This is a genomic window from Nostoc sp. C96, from assembly GCF_059384975.1.
This window is the reverse complement of the sequence record NZ_CM182020.1, coordinates 1861388-1881586: the sequence shown is the minus strand read 5'-3', so window position 1 is coordinate 1881586 and position 20199 is coordinate 1861388. Positions and strand designations below refer to the sequence as shown.

Sequence of the window (20199 nt, the reverse complement as noted above, 5' to 3'; positions counted from 1 at the left end):
GTACTTGTCGAGAACCCCTTCGAGGAACACAGTCCCCCAATTGGGCTGACTCACAGTTCAATTACGATCTGTTACGACTATATCATAGTCATAACGATTCTGAGTAGCAAATGGCCAATTTAGATCCAAGAGAATGGTTACTCACCAATGGCTTAGGCAGTTTTGCCAGTGGTACAGTTTCTGATGTCCGTACACGCACTTATCACGGTTGGTTGTTTGCTGCGACAAGTCCACCGTCTGGGCGTACTCTGCTGTTATCGCATTTAGAAGCAAGCTTAGAAATATCAAAAGGAGTTGTGGCGTTAGGTACAAATATCTGGGGTAGTGGTGAAATTAAGCCTACAGGTTATGAACTTCTGCGATCTTTCGACATAAACCCAGTTCCCAAATGGATATGGGGCGAAGATAACTGGCAGTTAACTAGGCAACTGCTAATGCCTTATGGGTGGGAAGGGAGTAGAGAAAATAGAGTCACGCCGGTGCATCTGAGTCATCGGATTTTAATTCACTATCGTTATGATGGTGTAGAGACAGCTATTCTTAAACTGCGACTACTGATTTGCGATCGCGACTTTCATCATCAGCAAAAGGCCGCAGGCTTACAATTTTCCCAATTACTAGGACAACAACAAGTTTGCTTGCAAGCGATCGCCTCTGGCAACTTTGGTAAACCCTGGTATTTACGCTGGACGCAGGGCAAATATCAAGCAGACGCATTTTGGTATTGGAATTACATCCTCCCCGAAGAGACACGTCGGGGATTAAGTGATTATGAAGACCTTTATAGCCCTGGCTATTTAACAGTCACTCTCCAGCCAGGAGATGCTGTAACTTTAGAAGCACGCTTAGGTTTTCCTGAACCACAACAAAGCCTGTTAGTACCAGAAAGCTTTGCAGAAGCGGTAGAAGCAGAGCAAGAAAGACTCTGCCAGATTTTTGGATGCAGTAAAACCGCAAATAGAGACTGGGGGTTATTAAGGAGCAAGAAAGCAGGAGAGCAGAAAGAAAAGGAAAATCTCATCCTCCCTGTATCTTCCCAATCTCTCATTTGGCAGCACCTACTCAAAGCCAGTGATCAGTTTATTGTTTATCGGGCTGACATTGCTGGCCCGACACTCATTGCTGGTTATCACTGGTTTAATGACAGAGGACGTGATGCTTTAATTGCCTTACCAGGTCTAGCATTAGTAACGCAGCGCTACGAATTAGCCAAAGGGCTATTACAAACTTTTGGGCGTTACTGTCGCCACGGTTTAATTCCGAATAATTTTCCTGATGTTGACAGTGAGCCATATTACAACAGTATTGATGCAGCCCTATGGTGGATTGAAACATTAGGACTTTACTTAGAAGCCACTCAAGACTGGGAATTTTTAACAGAGCAATTTCCTGTAGTGCAGCAAATCCACAAAGCCTTTGTAGGTGGCACACGTTATAACATCCAGGTTGATGCTACTGATGGGTTAGTAGGCTGGTATGCTCGCGGTGTCGCCTTAACTTGGATGGATGCAGTAGTTAACGGTCAGCCTGTTACACCCCGTCATGGTAAGCCAGTAGAAATTAATGCCTTGTGGTATTCTGCTTTGTGTTGGATGAGTCAATGGGCAAAACGCTTAAGTCAAATGCCAGTAGATGATGCAGCCCGTCTAGCAAAACAGGCGCAGCGTTATGAGCAGCAAGCACAACAGGTAAAAGTTTCCCTGCAAAAATTCTGGAACCCCATGTTGGGTTATTTGTACGACACTATTGAGCCAGACGATCGCCGCAATTCCCAAATTCGTCCCAATGCGGTTCTCGCATTATCTCTCTACCATTGTGGATTTTCTCAACAGCAAGGTCATCAGGTACTTGACTTAGCCACCTATCGCTTGCTGACTCCCTATGGACTTCGCAGTCTTGATCTTATTGATCCCGAATACGTTGGTAAATATATAGGTATGCCCCACGATCGCGATCGCGCCTATCACCAAGGTACAGTTTGGAGTTGGTTAATTGGGCCATTTACTCGCGCTTGGCAGCGCTTTTACCCTAAAGAACCACTACCTTTTAGTTGGCAACCTCTCCTAGACCATTTTCTCGCAAATGCTTGTCTTGGCTCCATATCCGAAATTTTTGATGGCGACCCACCACACACACCCAGAGGTGCGATCGCCCAAGCTTGGTCAGTGGCTGAAGTGATGCGTCATATCCATGAATTTTGATTACACCCCACATCATCTGTGCATTAGTCCTACCATTAAGATAAAAAGCATCTGCTTATTGAATACTAACCACCGCTACCCATGCCTTTATCGCGCATAGTAACGCTAATTGTTGGTCTCATCGTCATTTTGGCCATGAGCCTGTGGCTGATAGATTCCCTATCGCGCCTTTATTGGCAATTGTCTTATTCGCCATTGCTGGGCAATTTGCTGCTGTTGCTGTTGGTTGTGTTAATTGGCGGCTTAGTTGCGGCTTTTGTTTATTACGTGTTGGTGCTTCAGACAGGAGAAAAACGTTCCCGCCAAGGACGCAGGCGCGTTACACCAGCCCAAATCCCCGCAGCTAAATCTGATGCAGCTTCTTCCACAATCCAAGCTGTGCGCCAACAAGTATCGCAAATTCAAGACGAAGTCACACGACAAGCTTTATTAAGTCGATCGCGGGAAATTGAAGCTAATTTAGCACGGGGTGAAATTCAAGTCGTGGTATTCGGCACAGGGAGCGCAGGTAAAACTTCTCTTGTCAATGCCATTATGGGGCGGATGGTGGGGCAAGTAAATGCGCCAATGGGAACAACCACAGTAGGCGAAACTTATTGTCTGCGGTTAAAGGGATTGGAGCGCAAAATTTTAATTACCGACACCCCCGGAATTTTAGAAGCAGGAGTCGCTGGAACTGAACGGGAACAGTTAGCGAGAGAATTAGCCACAGCAGCAGATTTATTATTGTTTGTAGTAGATAATGACCTGCGACGCTCAGAATATGAACCATTGCGGGGTTTGGCAGAAATTGGCAAGCGATCGCTATTAATACTCAATAAAACTGACCTTTATACAGATGAAAATAAAGAACTCATTTTGGCGCGGTTGCGAGAAAGAGTCCGGGGCTTTATTGCAACTAACGATGTTGTAGCGATTTCCGCTAATCCTCAATCGGCGCAACTAGAAACTGGTGAACTCTACGAACCAGAACCAGATATTGTCCCCTTGTTACGGCGGATGGCGGCTGTGTTGCGGGCGGAGGGGGAAGATTTAGTCGCAGATAACATTTTGCTGCAATCTTTACGCTTAGGAGAAGAAGCACGTAAACTCATTGATGCCCAGCGTCGCCGTCAAGCCGATAAAATTGTTGAGCGATTTCAATGGATTGGGGCTGGTGTTGTCTCCGTGACACCCTTACCAGTAGTAGATTTATTGGCGACCGCCGCTGTGAATGCCCAAATGGTTGTGGAAATTGGCAGAGTCTACGGCTGTGAATTGAACATGGAACGGGGAAGAGAGTTAGCTTTATCTTTAGCAAAAACCATTGCCAGTTTAGGGATAGTCAAGGGCGCGATTCAATTAGTGTCTACAGCTTTGCAACTGAATGTCGCCACATTCGTTATTGGTAGAGCCATTCAAGGGGTGACAGCTGCATATTTAACCCGAATTGCGGGGAAAAGTTTTATTGAGTATTTTCGCCATGATCAAGATTGGGGCGACGGCGGAATGACCGAGGTAGTACAGCGCCAGTTTCAAATGAACCGCCGAGACGAGTTTATTAAAGCTTTTATTCAAGAAGCGATCGCGAAAGTTGTCAAACCATTACAAGACAGAGTAGAAGCCGTTGAACAAGATGAAGAAGTTCCGTAGTGCTGAGATGTAAATTGAGTTTACTTCCTCAACCAAACTGCTTTTTTGCTGTATCAAAGCGATCGCCACTAAAAAAATTGCCCTGATTGTAAACTTTCCGCCAAGAGAATTATATGTAGTGACTGTGACATCTTCTGATATCAGTACTGACAAATCCTTACAGAATCAAATACTGAAGTAATTTTCACTTAGATACTACTGAAACTTGAATTTAATCTTTTCGTAAAATAACCCCATTTTTATTGCCGTTTTTTTTGTCTACTGACAGTATAGAGATGTGCAGAGGCAACAATGACAATCGAGCTTAATTGAACTAGGGAGTTAATTAGAGATGTAAAATGCAGCAAAGTGAATACCGTACTATTGAGCAAATTAATGAAGTGCGTAGCCACAAAAATATTGCTGACATCGAAAAAAAGTTGCTCGAATTCATCATTTGATTTCCGTAAATTTGTGTAAGTACAGCTTTTATAAAGTTGGTATCATGCTAACCAAGCATTATGCAGATATATAGAAGTCACTTAGAAAAAAACTACTGAAGTTACTCAGCTTGCTGATGTAAAAGCTTTTCACTAATGCAATTAAGTGATGTTTAACTTCTTGATAGCTAGAGATTTTTTCTCTGGTGCAGAAATCACTTTGCCAAAATTTTGTCAGCACTCCCCCAATTTATGAAACCTACTTTTGGAGAAACTCAACTCATGCTTACAACATCCTACAAAAAACTATCTCAAGCTACTGCCGGTATTGCTCTTGGTGCTGCTATGTTAGCGGCTGTGGCTAATGCTCCCGCCCAAGCTGCAACTTTAACCACATATAATTTTTCTGGTCAATTTGAATCCCTAGCGCTTCCCGGTTCTAGCGGTGTATCTGTAGCTTTGCAAAATGGTTCTTTTGATGGAAGTTACACAGTAGATGTAGATCAACTACCAACTGCAACACAAGTTAATTTAAGCAGTTGGCTGGTAAATGTACGAGATGCTTCTAACAATATTTTAAAAACCTTTTCTAGTGCGATCGTTGGTAACACTGGTATAGCAGTGAATGATGGTGTTCGCTTTACCAATTTTGTCGCCGCATCAACAGGTGCAGAAACAGCAAGTTTAGGAGTAGTATTTAATCCTGGATTTACAGGTTCACCCGGAAATGGCCCAACTGACGGACTGTTCAGTAGTGTAATATTCTCCAACACTATAGTTGCTGGACAAATCCCCATCAAATCTACACCTGTACCTGAGCCTGTTTCTACTGCTGGTATTGCTGTTGCTGGTGCTATGGGTTTATGGATGAAGCGTAAACAAAAAGCTCCTGTAGCATAGTTGCATTCCTGAAAGACGGGGATAATTCATAAACTGGATTAGCTTGATTGCAGAGTTCTTTTCTACGCAAATACGCACAAGGGTTCCTTCTCTCCTCGCAAGGAACCCTTTTCTTTAGGTTTGCGAATGTTGCTCGTAAAAACACGGCATTGATCGCTATTTTCTCGATACTATAGTCAATGACTCGCTAATTTAGATTTATATGTAGTGCAAATAGCAAAGTAACTTTATTTTTTTGATAAAAATACGTAAAAATTAACAAGCTAAGAAGACCGTAATTAAAGCTCAAGTGATTTATTTTTCAGGACATCCGGAAACAATCAGGTGATGTCCGAAAAGTTATATGAGGACTTACTAAGTAACCAGCTTATGAGCCACTACATGATCGGTAAAGTACTACAATCACGGTACCAAATCGTTGAAAGTCTGGGTGCAGGGGTATTTGGACAGACATATACTGCTATAGACATAGATTACCCAGAAGACCCTAAATATGTCGTTAAGCAGTTGAAAACCAGCAATTGCCAAACTAGCTATTTAGAAACATTAAGACTGCATTTTCTCACGGAAACAGAAACACTCAAACGTCTGGGTAGCCATCCGCAAATTCCCGAACTCATTGCTTGCTTTGAAGAACATGAGCGGCTATATCTCGTACAAGAGTTTGTCGAAGGACATGATTTAACAGCAGAACTACCAATTCATCAACAGTGGGGATGTCTGTGGACTGAAAGCGAAATTGTGGAATTTTTAGAAGATGTCTTACAAATTTTAGAATTTGTGCATTCTCAAGGCGTGATTCATTGTGATATTAAACCAGAAAATTTAATTAGGCGTTGTATTGATGGCAAACTAGTTTTAATTGACTTTGGTTCTATCCAGTCTGTTAAGTTTTCTCTAGATACGGAATTACCAATTGATTGGATTCCTGTAACATCATTGGGTTACATTCCACCAGAGCAATTTATTGGTCAAACACGCCCTAATAGTGATATTTATGCTTTGGGTATGATTGCTATCCAGGCGCTCACAGGTTTAGAACCGCTACAGTTTAAAGTTGATCCGCAAACAAATGAAATTATCTGGCGTTTACCCAACACTCCAGTTGGTGATTATTTAGCTGCTATTCTCAGCCAAATGATCCGCTATGATTTTCTAGAACGTTTTCAGTCAGCGGGTGAAGTACTGCGTGTACTCAAACAAATGCGGCGAGAAACTCAGCCATCTCCAGTTTTAGCAACACGATATAGTGAGCCATCACCTCTGGTACGTATTAGTGATGATAATCAGCAAAATTCTCATTCTGACAAGTTATCGCCATTACTCACAGGGATGAAAATCGGACTGGCGGCTAATTCTTTGTTGATGGGATTTGGTGTTTATTCTTTACTAAATAATTCTCCTGCTTATTCAGAAAGCGAAACTTTATATAAAGCCACAGAGAACTATCAAGCTGGGGATTTGCAAGGTGCGATCGCACTGGCTAAATCAATTCCATCCTACAGCAATGTTTACCCAGAAGTACAAGCCACTATCGAAACCTGGCAAAAAGAATGGCTTCAGGCTGCGGAACAATATTTATTAGCAGAACAAGCCTTGAATGAAGGTAGATGGTCAGATGTTCTCAAAACAGCTTATCAAGTCCCAGATATTTTATATTGGCAATCAAAAACAGACCAACTTGTTCAACAAGCACGAGTTAATATCGAAACACAAGCACAAAGTTTACTCACTAAAGCTTATGCAAAAGCTGAAGCTAGAGATTTTTCGACTGCTTTAGCATATCTGAGCCAAATTCCCCAGGAAAGTTCGGCTGGCGCTATAGTGCAGAAAAAATTGGCTGAATATAATCAAAAACGGCAAGTTAGAGCCACTTACTTTTTACAAAATGCTTATAAAAAAGCAGCTTTTGGCGACTTTGATGGAGCAGTTAGGTTTCTGCGGCAAATTCCTAAAGATACAAAAGTGTATGCTCAAGCTCAAACTAAACTGCAAGAGTATACTCAAAAGCAACGTTGGCAAACTCGCAGTCAAGATTTAGCTTTCGGTATAGTTGCTCCTAAAGAAAATACAAATAAACTGCTCAATTCGCATTTAGAAAATCAACTACAAGAAGTAAATATTCGCTAGTTGATAGTGCATATATAAGACTCTAGTTTGATTACTGAAAATACTTATGTAGAGAGGGAACAGGTAACAGGAAAGAAGACAGATAGAAATGTGCTGATTTTTTGCAAAAATCAAGGATGAGTCTTATATAAAAATTCTCAATTTTTTGATCAATTATTTTAATTAACCTTAGCTTTACAGAATCTTACTCTCAGTATAGATTTTTCTTTTTGATGTTTTTGTTACTATTATTGAAATTTTCTAAATAAACTACTATGGCTTTACACGCTGAATTACATAGGCATTTAGGCGGTTCAGTTGTACCGCGCGTTTTATGGCGGTATTTTGAACGACATTCTGCGGAATTTATTTCTCGCTTTCCTAACTACGGAGAGTTTGAAGATTTTTATACCAAGCCCCGCAATACCTTAGATGAATATTTAGAACTGCATACCTTAGTTGAGAGTGTGCAAACTGTAGAAACTTTGCCTTACTTTATTTATCGCTTGGTACGGGGTGCTTATATATTTGAAAATTTGGCTTATCTTGAATTGCGCTATACCCCATACCTACGGACACCAGAACATTTAAGTCAATCGCAAAGAATTGACAAAATGGCAGAAATTGTGGACGTAGTGGGCAAAGCCAGTCATATTCAAGAATGCCCTATTGTGACTAGCCAAATTTTGTGTATGCACACGCGCCTACCATTTGAGGTAAATAAGGCAATTATTGATTTGGCGGTGCAGAACAGACAGTATGTTTGTGGAATAGATGTTGCAGGGGGTGATAGCTACTATGCCGATCGCCTGCAAGAATGGATTAGTCTGTATGATTATGCGCGATCGCAAGGCATCAATACCACTGGACATCTTTACGAAACTACCGCTGGTTGTTACCCAGAACTGCTACCCTATCTGATGCGGATTGGTCACGGTATCCAAATTCCTTTGTTATATCCAGAATTACTTCCAGATATCGCCAGACGAGGGCAGTGTTTGGAAGTCTGCCCGACAACATACATCAAAACAGGCACCTTACAGGATATCCGTCAACTCAAATTAGTCTTTGACCGTTGTTTTGAGGCTGGGGTAGATATCGCCATTTGTACTGACAATGCTGGCTTACATAATGTCCGTTTACCATTTGAATACGAAAATCTCTTGACTTACGACATTATTAGCTTTGCTCAGTTACAAGCTTGCCAAGACGCGGCTTTTCGCCATGCTTTTGCTTGGCCTTATAGTCACCGTCCAGCATCGCTGTTAAATGGTTTACTACAGCCAGAAACTCCGAAAGTGATTATGATGAAAGATTAGAGAGAGGGGGTTAGGGGTGAAAGTTTACTCCCTACTCCCCATTCTCCAGTTGATCTTACACAGCAAGACCCTCCATCGCACCGCCGACTATTTTCCAAGCGATGAAACCACCTTTGATTTCAGCTACCTCAGTAAATCCAGCATCGCGTAATATTTGTGCTGCTGTGGCGGTTTGTTGTTCATTTTCGCCATATACATAGATATGACGTTGTTTGTGTAAAGAAAATGTAGCGCGTTTTTCCAAGTCATCGATCGGGATTTGCATTGCCCCAGAGATATGCACGTAATTGTAACTGTGGCGATCGCGCACATCAATAATTGTAAAAGCTGGTTGACCCCATTCCAAACGAGACTTTAATTCGTGAGCATCGGTGGCTAAGTTACTACTCATAAGCATTTTCCGCTTTCAACCTCACAAGCAATCTATCAACAATCGTCTTTTAATTGAGGTTTCTTTATAATTAATCCAAAATTATATTTGGGCAGAGAAAAATACTCATTCTATTCAAGAGTTGCTTGCTGCCCTAAACTGTAATTTATGGCATCTACTATTCAAGCTTTACCCACAGAAGTTGTATATCTCATTACGGCTGGCGAGGTGATTGACTCCTTAGCATCTGTAGTGAGGGAATTGGCGGAAAATTCTCTAGATGCAGGTGCAACCAGAATTGTCATTTACCTCTGGCCACAACACTGGCGCATCCGCGTTGCTGACAATGGTTGTGGGATGAACCTAGAAGACCTGCAACAAGCCGCCACAGCCCATAGTACTAGTAAGATTCGCTCTAGTGATGATTTATGGAAAATTAATAGCTTGGGATTTCGTGGTGAAGCTTTGCACAGCCTGACAACTTTGGCAGATTTAGAAATTCTGAGTCGTCCAGCCGATGGCAATTTGGGGTGGCGGGTTGTTTATGGTAATGATGGCAAGGCGTTAAAAGTAGAAGCAACAGCGATCGCACCTGGTACAGTAGTCACAGTCTCCAATCTTTTTGGTAATTGCTTATCTCGCCGTCAGGGTTTGCCCAGTGCGACACAGCAAATGAAAGCTGTACAAGCAACAATTCATCAAATTGCCCTGTGTCATCCGCAAGTCACATGGCAACTTTGGCAAAATGACCGAGTATGGTTCACCATTTCTCCCGCAGCCACCACCGGAAAACTACTGCCGCAGATTTTACCGCAAGTCCGCCAAGGTGATTTACAAGAACTAAAACTTCAACTTCCCCACCCAGCACTCAGTACTCACACTTCGGCTGCGCTCAGTGAACAGCGCTCAGTTAACAGCACTCAGCACTCAGCACTTAATTTAGTAGTAGGATTACCAGACCGTTGTCATCGCCATCGCCCAGATTGGGTAAGAATAGCGATTAATGGCAGGATGGTGAAATCACCAGAAATTGAGCAAACGATTTTATCAGCGTTTCATCGGACATTACCACGCGATCGCTATCCCATTTGTTTATTACATCTAGAAATTTCTCCCGACCAAATTAACTGGAATCGCAATCCTGCAAAAACTGAAATATATCTCAATGAACTCAACTATTGGCAAGAACAAATAACTCAAGCTATTGACCAAGCACTCCGCATTGATGCTGCTAATTTTCCAGAAGCTGTCCACACCACCAGAGTGAGTAAATTACTCAAAGCCGCAGAAGAAAAAGGTGGTTATAACTTTAATCCCAAACCAGAAACTACTCAGCACTCTTTAAAAGCTGTCGCCCAAGTTAGCAACACTTATATTGTGGCTGAACATTCTGGTGGTATGTGGCTAGTAGAACAGCATATCGCCCACGAACGAGTTTTGTACGAACAAATCTGTGATAACTGGCAACTTGTGCGTGTCGAACCGTCAATTATTCTTTATCAATTATCATCAGCACAAGTTTCTCAACTGCAACGCATTGGTTTAGAGATAGAAACCTTTGGTGAACAACTTTGGGCAGTTCGTAATATACCCGCCCTTTTACAGCAACGAGAAGACTGTGCAGAAGCAATTTTAGAACTCAGTTGGGGTGGGGACTTACAAGCGGCTCAAGTTGCCGTTGCTTGCCGGAGTGCGATTCGTAACGGCACGCCACTAAATCTCCAAGAAATGCAAACACTGTTAGACCAATGGCAACGCACTCGTAACCCCCGTACCTGTCCCCACGGCAGACCTATCTATTTATCACTAGAAGAATCTGCCTTAGCCCGATTTTTCCGCAGGCATTGGGTAATTGGCAAAAGCCACGGAATATGAATTTTACTCAATAGTCAAGGGTCAAGGGTCAATGGTCAATAGCAACAATTGACGATGTGATTTTCACTATTATTCTGTCTAAAAAACTCAGGATAAATCACCTAACATTTCAAATTATTTAACTAAACACATTAAGTCTCAAAAGTAGCGGTAGAAAGTTTTTCAATGATGAATTCTCCTCTAATAAAAATCAGGATTTTTTTTGCAGGCGAATTAATGTATTGTAAATCTGCCTTTTTAAGTTATTGTCATTTTGAATTTCTACAGTAATCTTATTGAAACGCTCAATGCTTAAACCATTTTCTTCAACTATTTTTTGAGAGCGATTACAGTAGTTAACAGCAATATCTCTGGCTTTGCGTGGTAGGCTATCAATGCTTTGAGGGTTATTACAAACAATCTGGGGAATTTCTCCACCACCGATTAATTTTTTAATTTCTCCAAAGGCTTGTTGGCGCGATGGCTCCATTGCTAAAACCGCTTGGGCATAGCTGACAATTTCGTTGTTGTTCACAGATGGAGTTTGAGCATCAGCTTTGGCTGTAAATGTTAAAGTGCCGGCTAACAAACTAGCACTAGCCATAACTCCAAAAAATAAATTTCTCGGTAATAAATTTTTCAGAGTATCTCGGAAAAACAAACTAGTAACGTTGTTCATAATGTCTGTGACACAGGACTCAATCTTAGGGGTGCGTTATTGATTGTGAATTATTTTTGGAGTGAGAAGTTCCAACGAAATTTCAGTGTACCGAAATTTTATATGTATTTTCAGTTGCCTTTACATATTTGACAAAGTTCAATTACTTTTGTCTGGAGTGTGGATATTTCCGCAGATCCTTGCTTAAGGCTGACTTCTAACTCCAACAGTAACGGTAAACACGAAATTAGTTGCTGCACAGACAGAAATTTGACTTCTTGTTGTAAAAAGTAGATACGTTTAGGGTTGCTAACATCGGCGGCTTGAGCGATCGCCTGTGGGTTCCTCTCACCGTTATCTGTGGCAATTTTGACCCACAACCAAGTGCGAAATTGACCAATTAATGTTGCCACTATCCGCAATCCTGGTTCTGCCGCATTTAGCAAGTCAGTCAACACAGTTAAAGCTTTGCCTGTATCGCCTGTTCTAATTGCTGCTGCTAATTGTAAACTATTTTGCGTAGTATTCCTGACTAATTTGCTAATAGTATCTACATCTAAAGGCTTTTTGCTTTCCAGATGATACAGCCGTAATTTCTCTAACTCATTGTAAAGTAACCTTGTATCATTACCCACTGCTTCGGCTAACAGTTCAGTCGTTTGAGGTGCAAGTTGAACTCCCACAGTTTGAGCCGCTTGCTGAACAGCTTGCACAATTAATTCAGTTTTCCACGGTGGTATGAGGGCAAATTCCCGAAACTCCGTGGCGAATTGTTTGAGCAATTTTGTAGATTTCAGCCGTTCATCTGGTTTACTGCGGCTGGTGAGTAATAAAAAGGAATTTTCGGGAATTACTGGTAAAGTGCGCGTCAATTCTGCCAAAACGTGATCAGGACATTGTTGACAGAGGTTTGTATTCATCAGCCAAACCAAACGCCCACCAGCGCCAAAAGCGGGAGTCATCACTTGATTTAAAGCCGCGATCGCTGTATCAGGTTGATCAGGCGCAAAATAAGAATAGTTAAAATCTGTCCACAGGGGATCTAAAATGCGATCGCGCAACGAATTAACCGCTTTTTCCATAGCAAAGTCATCTTCACCCCAGTAAACCAAAACTGGCATATATCAACCTCATAGCATCTCATACCGTTTCACTTTAAGTTTGATACAAATAGACCGCAGGGGGCAGGGAGCAGGGAGCAGGGGGAAAGAATGAAAAACCCATAAATCTGTATCATTTTTTTTCGTGAAATGGTATCAGGGACTAACAACGGTGAAATATTCAGACTTCAAACTTCATACTTTTTCCTACTCCCCTTCCCAAATGCTAAATACTTTTTAAGTCAACTTAGTCACAATTGGATAATTTTCCCTAAAATCTATCAAGTAAGAACGCGAGGCTATTAAAGATTGGACGACAATTACCAAACTTACCTAAACCGGGTAGCAAGAATGATGCTACCAGAAGCATATAAGTCCCAAGTTCAGCATATCCAGGAGTCTTCAAAGTTCCAACCCCATTCGGGAACGAGACAAGCAACACCTTTTCCTGGCTATACATTGATTACTCCCACCGCCGATGAAGCAGTCGAAAACTCTGCTTTTTACGAAAAATTAGCAACTTATCAAGAGCAACTGTTGCAGCTGCCTGTCAACCATGATTTGATTGTCCCAGTACCACCTGCGAGCTTTCATTTAACTTTGGCAGACTTGATTTGGGATCATGCTTATCTTGATGCTTGTGAGAAAAATCCCAAATTTGAGGAAGAATTACGCCATTACTGTGCGGAAATCTTTCAACAATATCAACAATCCATAACATCGGGAACTAACCCTATTTACTGGCAAATGTTGGGATTGGTTTTGATGCCAAGAGCATTGGGTGTTTGTTTAGTACCCAAAGATGAAAGTTCCTATGAACAAGTTATTCAATTTCGTCGGCAAATTTATCAAAACCCCAAGTTGATTGCATTAGGGATTGAACAACATTATCACCTAACAGCCCATATTACATTAGGCTACTTCGGTGATATTTCACCTAATTTAGACCGAAATAAACTCAGTGATATGCTTTGTGAATTAAATCAACAATGGTTAGGAGATTTTCCAGAAATTCTCGTTAACCGCGTTGAATTGCGGAAATTTGATGATATGACACGCTATTACCGTGAACCAGACTGGCCAAGTTTAGATTTTTAAGTTTGTACCTGGCAAGGTAGGGTAAAACTGGATATGGAGACAAATAAAATTAACTTTTGTCTCCATATCTTCTAATTTAGATTATGTAGAATTTACTCAAGAAAACGAAAAATTAAGGTTTTAGAGAAGGGTGTAGCTCTTCAACACTATTGCACTTCTACACCCAGTCTCAATAGACAATATTTGTGCCTAAGCCATTCTCGATTAACGCTCAGATGATTCTTCCCCAAAAAAGAGATCATTGACACTAATTACCCAAGGAACACCTTGGTTCACAGGAGAACTAATACTAATTTTAGCTTGGTTGGCAAACTTTTTTAATTTGTCTGCTAAATGAGGAACAGTCATCATAATGTTCTGATAGCTTTCGATATCATGGCAAACCATGATTAATATGAGAATACCGCTATTAATTTTGAAATACCAATGACAACCAGAGAGTAAAAGACGTACAGTGCGATCGCAAGTAGAAAAAAAGCGTTGTTTAACCGTTTCTTCTAGTTGACTAAGTAATAATTCACTAATTAGTGTTGTTTTATGAGAAGGTAAATCATCGGGAGATAGATATGGTTGATTCATAGAAATTCGCCCTAGTTTCAAAGGGTTAATAACTGATATAAACTGAATAATCTTTTTATGCTTGCTGACTTGAAGAGATTCCCTTTATTCAGATACATCAGCTTGTAAAACAGGCTAATGAGACATCTATTCGCTCCTAGTACAACCTTTATATAATCTACATTGCCTGTGGTTGATTTTTCCTCATATTTCTTTAGCAATTGCTCTACAAAAATATATACTTTGTCTTTTTTCTTCAAAAAATCATAAATTACAGATAACTCATCTGTGCTGAGAATAAAGCATATACAAATAATATAGCAGTTATAAATAATTTATGAAAAATCAGATGCCCGACTTCTTCCAAAAGTCGAGTATCTAGTTTTTAATTGTTTACTTTTTGAAACAATTAAGCAGATTTTTATTTCTTACTCAATTTCTTCTTGTTCTCCGCGTTATTTAGGAAAAACATTTAAATTATGAACACCACTATAATTACTTATCTGCCACTATGTTAATTAATCAACTTGTGGATATTAGCTTCCCAATTCATCCCATCAAAAGGTACAATTTCAAAATTTGATATGACATCACCATCTAAACAGCGCACATTGACATCGATACAATCTGGATGGCTACGGGGAATATAAAAAGAATGTATCCCACAAATGCTACAGAATTTATGTTGAGCAACTCCTGTATTGAATTGGTAAGTTGTTAACTTATTTTCGCCTTGTAATAAAGTAAATTGTTCCTTGGGAATGATTAAGTGTAAAAACCCTTTCTTCCGGCAAATAGAACAGTTACAATCATCGACTTTGTGTTGCTTGACTACAACTCGAAAACGTACAGCACTACAATGACAGCCACCTTCATATATCATTGGTTTTGAAATATTAATTGCCATATTAATTAACGAGATTCTAACTTAGCAATGCGTTTTTCTAACGTATTCACTTGTTGTTTTAATTCAACCACTAAAGTCGCTAATCGGTCAAACATTTTATCCCGCTCTGTTTGTGACAAATTTCTTCTGCTTGATTGTGGTACGGTAATTGTTGTTCTGGAGTTAGGCGACTGGCGGGTGTTTCCGAGTTGAGATTCTATTTGATTCAAACGCAACTCCATACGATTAAAATCAGCCTGTAAATTATTCAGACGAGATTCGGTTTGCTGTGATAATACGGTGTTAGAAAATAACCCAGCCCAAAGTATGATAGCTAAAGCCACCGTAATTCCTAATACTTGAATTCTCTTCATTGTCCGAACTGCAAAGAAAGAAGATAAAATGTATGGGACTTTACTGACGTAAGCGTAGGAATTTGTTTTAACCAAAGGCGCAGAGAGTTCACCAAGTAAATATTAATTAGGGTGTGTTACGGCTATGCAATGCTAATTTAGCCGTAACATACCATATTTGTGAGTGTATTAAGCATCGCTATAATACCCACTACAATTTAAGCTGACTCTTGGCTCCTGAATTCTATTTTGATAAATCAGTAGTTAATTTATCTATCAGGTTGCAAATCAGAAAATAGTGTCTCCCATTTGAGAGAGTTAACTTTATTTTCTGTTGCTTTTACCTCAAAAGTGACATGATGTACTTTACTTTGTTTTAACGCTTGTACACAAATTTCTGCCACATCCTCTCGGCTGATTTTACCGCGAATATTATCACCTTGTTCAAAGATTACTTCCTGTCCACCTGGTTCTTCTGTTAAAGCACAAGGTCTAATGATTGTGTAAGGAATACCACTAGCTCTTAAACTATCTTCGCCCTTTAACTTCCAGGTTAAAATACCACCCAATTGATCATTTAATCTGACTGCGGGTGGTTCTTCATCTAAATTAATTCCTGGTCTACCGGGACGGGTGACACCTGCGGAACTGACAAGCACAAATTGGGGTGCAGTTTTGCCGTTATATGCTTTGATAGATTCTATCTGCAAGCTAAAACCACCAGGTGTAAATTTGGGATTTAACGCACCATCATATTCAAATTTGCTCAACATAAGTTGAAATGAGCTAATGCGACTTGCATCTAATGGTGGAGCATCTTTAACAGTTTTGGCTCGAAATACAGGTGTTAATTCCGCAAAAGGAATGCGAACATTTATCCAAGTATTAGCGACCGTATCAAAAGAATAGCTATAACCTAAACCATCCCAAGTTACATCGGGTCGGAGGAAGATTTTATAACGTTGACCATCACCTTTAACGCGTAATTCTACGCCTGCGTAACCCGATAAATTAAACGGTGGGTCAAAATTCTTAGTTCTCACAGATGCAAATCCTCCTGAGTTGGCGGTGGAAACATTACCAGCAAACACAGCGGTATTTTCTGTTAATTGAATATTACTAGAACTAACACCACCCATGACGACATCATCTAGCGCACCCCAAATATTTTTTAATTCGGCTGAGGGATGAGTAAAATCAAATATAAGTTTTTCGTTGGCTGCGGGGAGGTGGTTAGCGGCGGCGACTAAGTTTTTCACACCTTGATATTCGACATTTTCGGGAGTGTCGCCAACAATTTCAGGTTGGTAGAATTTCACACCTTGATAATATTTTTCTCTATTAGCTGTGTCTCCTTCCACTGGTTGGACACGCACGGCTGTACAACAAATCACGGCTTGAATATTAGCCATGACTAAACTATTTAAAGTTTCTGGTTTAGTAATGTCTGCAACTACTAAATCAACATCGTTACCTAAAATTGACCTTGCTTTGTCAATATCACGCACCAGACAGCGCACTTGATAACCTCGTTTTACAAGTCGTCCTACGACTCGTTTACCAAGACCACCTGTTGCACCGGCTACTAATATTACACGCACGCTTTTTTCTCCATTAGGTCTAGATTTTGTGTCTTGGGGACGACCTTGGATGAGTTTTTGTATACAGTTGAGAAAGGGAATAACCTCAAAGTAAGACAGGGTTTTGATAAACCTGCCTAAGTCCCATTGAGAACGATTTTTGTCACTCACAATTGCGTCCTCATTACTTGTTGTTTGTTACATGATATCGGTTTTGTTCTCAAATATGAGGAAGTAGGTACAATAAATTGGTGTTTTGGCGATCGCCCAAAAACGCTAAAATACTTACTTAAATGTTGCTAAAAATACAAAAAAACACTTATGAGCCAACTAGAACAAGCTCAAGCTGAATATGCAAGTTTTCTGCAAGAGTTTCAGAGTGTCATTATTAGCACAGTCAGTCAGGATGGCATACCTAATAGTAGTTATGCGCCTTTCGTGATTGATGAAGGCAAAAATATTTATATTTATATCAGTGACTTGGCAATTCACACACAAAATATTTATGCTAACCCTCGGTTGAGTATTTTATTTATTGAAGATGAAGCGAAAAGTAATAATATTTTTGCTCGTCGTCGTTTAAGTTTTGATTGTACGGCTACGTTAATAGAAAGGGATACAGATACTTGGAGTAAAATTGTTGACCAACTTCAAGAACGCTTTGGGGAAATGATTGAAGTCTTAAAAAGCTTGGGTGACTTTCGGATTTTTCAACTGATTCCTAGTTCAGGTCGTTTTATTCTTGGTTTTGGAAACGCTTATAAAATTAGTGGTGATAACTTAAATCAGCTAACTCATATTACTAGAGATAATCGCTAAATAAAGGGAGTGGGGAGTAGTAAATAAAAAGCTTTAACTCTTTTGTCTCATTTATTTCATACTTCATATTTTACTTCATACTTTTTATGCTTCAGTTTCAACCTCCTGGCTTTGGGCATAAAGTGATTCATACTTCCTTGGGAGCGATGGTGTACTATACTCAAACATCTGCACCTTGGTTGAATGCTGATACTGAAGATTTAACCCCACTAATATTTCTGCATAATTTTGGGGGTGGAGCTTCTGCTTATGAATGGTCGAAAGTGTACCCAGCTTTTGCCGCAAAATATCGCATTTTAGCGCCTGATTTAATTGGTTGGGGTGATTCTGCACACCCAGTGCGCGATTATCAAATTAAAGATTATCTAAATGCGATCGCCGAATTTATTACTCAAACTTGTCACCAGCCTGTAACAGTTATTGCCTCATCGTTAACTGCTGCTTTGACTATCCGTTTAGCTATTAGTCAACCACAATTATTTCAATCATTATATTTAGTTTCTCCTTCGGGTTTTGATGATTTTGGTCAAGGTGCTGGACGTAGATTACCACTTTCAGTAATTAATACACCCCTGGTAGATAGTTTAATTTATGCGTTGGGTGCGGAAAATGAATTAGCAGTGCGGAATTTTTTACAAAGTTTTCTTTTTGCCAACCCGGATCGTGTTTCATCAGAAATGGTAGCAGCTTATTTAACTTCAGCACAACAACCAAATGCGAGGTTTGCTGCTTTGGCATTTTTACGAGGTGATTTGTATTTTGATTTGAGTTTATATCTGCAACAGTTAACAATTCCAACTGTGTTTTTTTGGGGCGAAAAAGCGCAATTTACTAATATCAAATTAGGGCGGAGGTTGGCTAATTTAAATACTAATGCTATTCAAGAATTTTATGCGATCGCAGATGCTGGAGTGCTGCCTCATTTAGAATTACCAGAAGTAATTATTGGTCTATTACAGCAGCACTTAAATTAGCCTGAATTCGACATACCCCAAAAACTTCTCTCCTCTGTACCTTAATTATCAGTCTTTCACCAGACATAATAATCAGATAGGTAATTCAATAATGAACTCTAGACCTTTACCTAGATGCGATTGGTAATATAGTTTGCCATGATGATTATTAACCACAATTTGGTAAGCAATCGATAAACCTAACCCAGTTCCTTTCCCGATAGGTTTAGTTGTATAGAAAGCATCGAAAATTTTTGTTTGCTCTGTTTCACTAATTCCTGAGCCATTATCGGCAAATTTGATAATTACTTTCTCTCCTCTTACCTCTGTTGTAATACGAATCACACCTGGGTTATTGCTTGTCTCGTGAAAATTTTGATTTTTTTGTGATTCTTCAATAGCATCTATGGCATTACAAATCAAATTCATAAAAACCTGGTTTATTTCACCTGGGTAGCACTCAACAAGTGGTAAATCTCCATATTCTTTAATTATTTTAATAGCATCCCGATGAGCATTAGCTTTGAGTCGATGACCGATAATTAATAGGGTGTTTTCTATACCTTCATGTAGGTCAGCGATTTTTTTACCTGCTTCACTGTGTCGAGAAAACTTATTTAACGATGAGACAATTTCTGTAACGCGATTAGTCCCAAGTTGCATAGATTGAATAATTTTAGATATATCATTTAACAAAAAACTCAAATTACTTTTTTCAAGGGCATTTTTAATTTCGTTAGGTGGTTCGGATAGATGCTTTTGATAAAGTTCGATTAAACCTATTATTTCCTGAACATACTGTTCTAAAAAATTTAAATTGCCAGCGATAAAATTGATGGGATTATTCACCTCATGAGCAATTCCGGCGGCTAGTTGACCTAAAGTTGCTACCTTTTCGGCTTGGATGAGTTGGGTTTGAGTTTTTTGGAGTTCGGTGTTTTTAGCAATTAAAGTTTTGGTCAAATTTCTTAGCTTCAAATGATGTTCTATCCTTACTAAGACTTCTTCATGCTGAAAAGGTTTGGTAATGTAGTCTACAGCACCTAATCGCAATCCTTTGACTTTATCGGCAGTTTCCGAGAGAGCAGTCATAAAAATGACAGGAATATCCTCAGAACGAGGATCTTTTTTGAGATGTTGGCAGGTTTCAAACCCATCCATACCTGGCATCATCACATCAAGCAAAATTAAATCTGGTAAGTTGTCGTTGTTTAATTTCTGAAGAGCTTTTTCACCACTGCGAACTGCCCAAACTTCAAAGTTAGACTCATCTAAAAAGCTGGATAAAACTTGTAAATTAGCAGGGTTATCATCAACGACTAAAACAATTCCTCGTGGGTGGCGATCGCAAACATACTTTTGCTCAGATATTGTTGCTGTCATTTTGTTT

17 protein-coding genes are annotated in these 20199 nt (G+C 39.9%); 9 read left to right on the top strand and 8 right to left on the bottom strand.

Annotation, left to right across the window (positions count from 1 at the left end):
• The first annotated feature begins 110 nt into the window (after window positions 1–110).
• From AC504W_RS08125 to AC504W_RS08105, 5 genes are all read left to right on the top strand, one after another.
• The gene (locus AC504W_RS08125) at window positions 111–2201 is read left to right on the top strand and encodes an amylo-alpha-1,6-glucosidase (RefSeq protein ID WP_494877249.1); all 2091 of its coding nucleotides are present in this window, start codon (window positions 111–113) and stop codon (window positions 2199–2201) included.
• 81 nt (window positions 2202–2282) lie between these two features.
• Window positions 2283–3833, top strand: coding sequence for a YcjF family protein (locus tag AC504W_RS08120; RefSeq protein ID WP_494877247.1), 1551 nt, complete (start codon window positions 2283–2285; stop codon window positions 3831–3833).
• Between the two features lie 671 nt (window positions 3834–4504).
• Window positions 4505–5152 carry a PEP-CTERM sorting domain-containing protein gene (locus tag AC504W_RS08115; RefSeq protein ID WP_494877246.1) on the top strand — a complete coding sequence of 216 codons (648 nt, stop codon included), beginning with the start codon at window positions 4505–4507 and terminating at the stop codon, window positions 5150–5152.
• Between the two features lie 369 nt (window positions 5153–5521).
• Window positions 5522–7282 (top strand): protein kinase domain-containing protein, encoded by a 1761-nt coding sequence (locus tag AC504W_RS08110; RefSeq protein WP_494877245.1) that lies wholly within the window; start codon window positions 5522–5524, stop codon window positions 7280–7282.
• Window positions 7283–7536: 254 nt separating this feature from the next.
• Entirely contained in the window at window positions 7537–8580 is a 1044-nt protein-coding gene (locus AC504W_RS08105) for an adenosine deaminase (protein ID WP_494877243.1), read from the top strand.
• A gap of 55 nt (window positions 8581–8635) precedes the next feature.
• Here the strand turns inward: AC504W_RS08105 and AC504W_RS08100 are convergent, their stop codons facing one another.
• Window positions 8636–8971, bottom strand: coding sequence for a rhodanese-like domain-containing protein (locus AC504W_RS08100; RefSeq protein WP_494877242.1), 336 nt, complete (start codon window positions 8969–8971; stop codon window positions 8636–8638).
• 147 nt (window positions 8972–9118) lie between these two features.
• Between AC504W_RS08100 and mutL the strand changes: the two genes are divergently transcribed.
• On the top strand, window positions 9119–10825 hold the full coding sequence (gene mutL, locus AC504W_RS08095; protein WP_494877241.1) for a DNA mismatch repair endonuclease MutL: 1707 nt from the start codon (window positions 9119–9121) through the stop codon (window positions 10823–10825).
• 190 nt (window positions 10826–11015) lie between these two features.
• Here the strand turns inward: mutL and AC504W_RS08090 are convergent, their stop codons facing one another.
• Entirely contained in the window at window positions 11016–11483 is a 468-nt protein-coding gene (locus tag AC504W_RS08090) for a DUF4168 domain-containing protein (RefSeq protein ID WP_494877240.1), read from the bottom strand.
• 110 nt (window positions 11484–11593) lie between these two features.
• Complete coding sequence (holA, locus tag AC504W_RS08085; RefSeq protein ID WP_494877239.1) at window positions 11594–12583, bottom strand: DNA polymerase III subunit delta; 990 nt, start codon at window positions 12581–12583, stop codon at window positions 11594–11596.
• Between the two features lie 288 nt (window positions 12584–12871).
• Between holA and AC504W_RS08080 the strand changes: the two genes are divergently transcribed.
• Complete coding sequence (locus AC504W_RS08080) at window positions 12872–13660, top strand: DUF1868 domain-containing protein (protein WP_494877237.1); 789 nt, start codon at window positions 12872–12874, stop codon at window positions 13658–13660.
• 204 nt (window positions 13661–13864) lie between these two features.
• Here AC504W_RS08080 and AC504W_RS08075 read toward each other — a convergent pair whose 3' ends face one another.
• The 4 genes from AC504W_RS08075 to AC504W_RS08060 all read right to left on the bottom strand — a co-directional run bounded on the left by AC504W_RS08075 (window position 13865) and on the right by AC504W_RS08060 (window position 17208).
• Window positions 13865–14239: a hypothetical protein gene (locus tag AC504W_RS08075; protein WP_096575052.1), complete on the bottom strand. Its 375-nt coding sequence runs from the start codon at window positions 14237–14239 to the stop codon at window positions 13865–13867.
• A gap of 493 nt (window positions 14240–14732) precedes the next feature.
• On the bottom strand, window positions 14733–15125 hold the full coding sequence (locus tag AC504W_RS08070) for a GFA family protein (protein ID WP_494877236.1): 393 nt from the start codon (window positions 15123–15125) through the stop codon (window positions 14733–14735).
• A gap of 5 nt (window positions 15126–15130) precedes the next feature.
• Entirely contained in the window at window positions 15131–15478 is a 348-nt protein-coding gene (locus AC504W_RS08065; RefSeq protein ID WP_494877235.1) for a hypothetical protein, read from the bottom strand.
• A 248-nt stretch (window positions 15479–15726) separates the two neighbouring features.
• Entirely contained in the window at window positions 15727–17208 is a 1482-nt protein-coding gene (locus tag AC504W_RS08060; protein ID WP_494877233.1) for a CIA30 family protein, read from the bottom strand.
• A gap of 150 nt (window positions 17209–17358) precedes the next feature.
• Between AC504W_RS08060 and AC504W_RS08055 the strand changes: the two genes are divergently transcribed.
• Complete coding sequence (locus tag AC504W_RS08055) at window positions 17359–17856, top strand: HugZ family pyridoxamine 5'-phosphate oxidase (protein ID WP_494877231.1); 498 nt, start codon at window positions 17359–17361, stop codon at window positions 17854–17856.
• An 86-nt stretch (window positions 17857–17942) separates the two neighbouring features.
• Window positions 17943–18830, top strand: a complete 888-nt coding sequence (locus tag AC504W_RS08050; protein ID WP_494877230.1) for an alpha/beta fold hydrolase — start codon at window positions 17943–17945, stop codon at window positions 18828–18830.
• A gap of 72 nt (window positions 18831–18902) precedes the next feature.
• Here AC504W_RS08050 and AC504W_RS08045 read toward each other — a convergent pair whose 3' ends face one another.
• Entirely contained in the window at window positions 18903–20192 is a 1290-nt protein-coding gene (locus AC504W_RS08045) for a hybrid sensor histidine kinase/response regulator (protein ID WP_494877229.1), read from the bottom strand.
• Window positions 20193–20199 lie beyond the last annotated feature (7 nt).

Coding starts and splice junctions, on each gene's coding strand:
- AC504W_RS08125 (WP_494877249.1), top strand. CDS start 111: ATGGCCAATTTAGATCCAAGAGAATGGTTACTCACCAATGGCTTAGGC.
- AC504W_RS08120 (WP_494877247.1), top strand. CDS start 2,283: ATGCCTTTATCGCGCATAGTAACGCTAATTGTTGGTCTCATCGTCATT.
- AC504W_RS08115 (WP_494877246.1), top strand. CDS start 4,505: ATGAAACCTACTTTTGGAGAAACTCAACTCATGCTTACAACATCCTAC.
- AC504W_RS08110 (WP_494877245.1), top strand. CDS start 5,522: ATGAGCCACTACATGATCGGTAAAGTACTACAATCACGGTACCAAATC.
- AC504W_RS08105 (WP_494877243.1), top strand. CDS start 7,537: ATGGCTTTACACGCTGAATTACATAGGCATTTAGGCGGTTCAGTTGTA.
- AC504W_RS08100 (WP_494877242.1), bottom strand. CDS start 8,971: ATGAGTAGTAACTTAGCCACCGATGCTCACGAATTAAAGTCTCGTTTG.
- mutL (WP_494877241.1), top strand. CDS start 9,119: ATGGCATCTACTATTCAAGCTTTACCCACAGAAGTTGTATATCTCATT.
- AC504W_RS08090 (WP_494877240.1), bottom strand. CDS start 11,483: ATGAACAACGTTACTAGTTTGTTTTTCCGAGATACTCTGAAAAATTTA.
- holA (WP_494877239.1), bottom strand. CDS start 12,583: ATGCCAGTTTTGGTTTACTGGGGTGAAGATGACTTTGCTATGGAAAAA.
- AC504W_RS08075 (WP_096575052.1), bottom strand. CDS start 14,239: ATGAATCAACCATATCTATCTCCCGATGATTTACCTTCTCATAAAACA.
- AC504W_RS08070 (WP_494877236.1), bottom strand. CDS start 15,125: ATGGCAATTAATATTTCAAAACCAATGATATATGAAGGTGGCTGTCAT.
- AC504W_RS08065 (WP_494877235.1), bottom strand. CDS start 15,478: ATGAAGAGAATTCAAGTATTAGGAATTACGGTGGCTTTAGCTATCATA.
- AC504W_RS08055 (WP_494877231.1), top strand. CDS start 17,359: ATGAGCCAACTAGAACAAGCTCAAGCTGAATATGCAAGTTTTCTGCAA.
- AC504W_RS08050 (WP_494877230.1), top strand. CDS start 17,943: ATGCTTCAGTTTCAACCTCCTGGCTTTGGGCATAAAGTGATTCATACT.
- AC504W_RS08045 (WP_494877229.1), bottom strand. CDS start 20,192: ATGACAGCAACAATATCTGAGCAAAAGTATGTTTGCGATCGCCACCCA.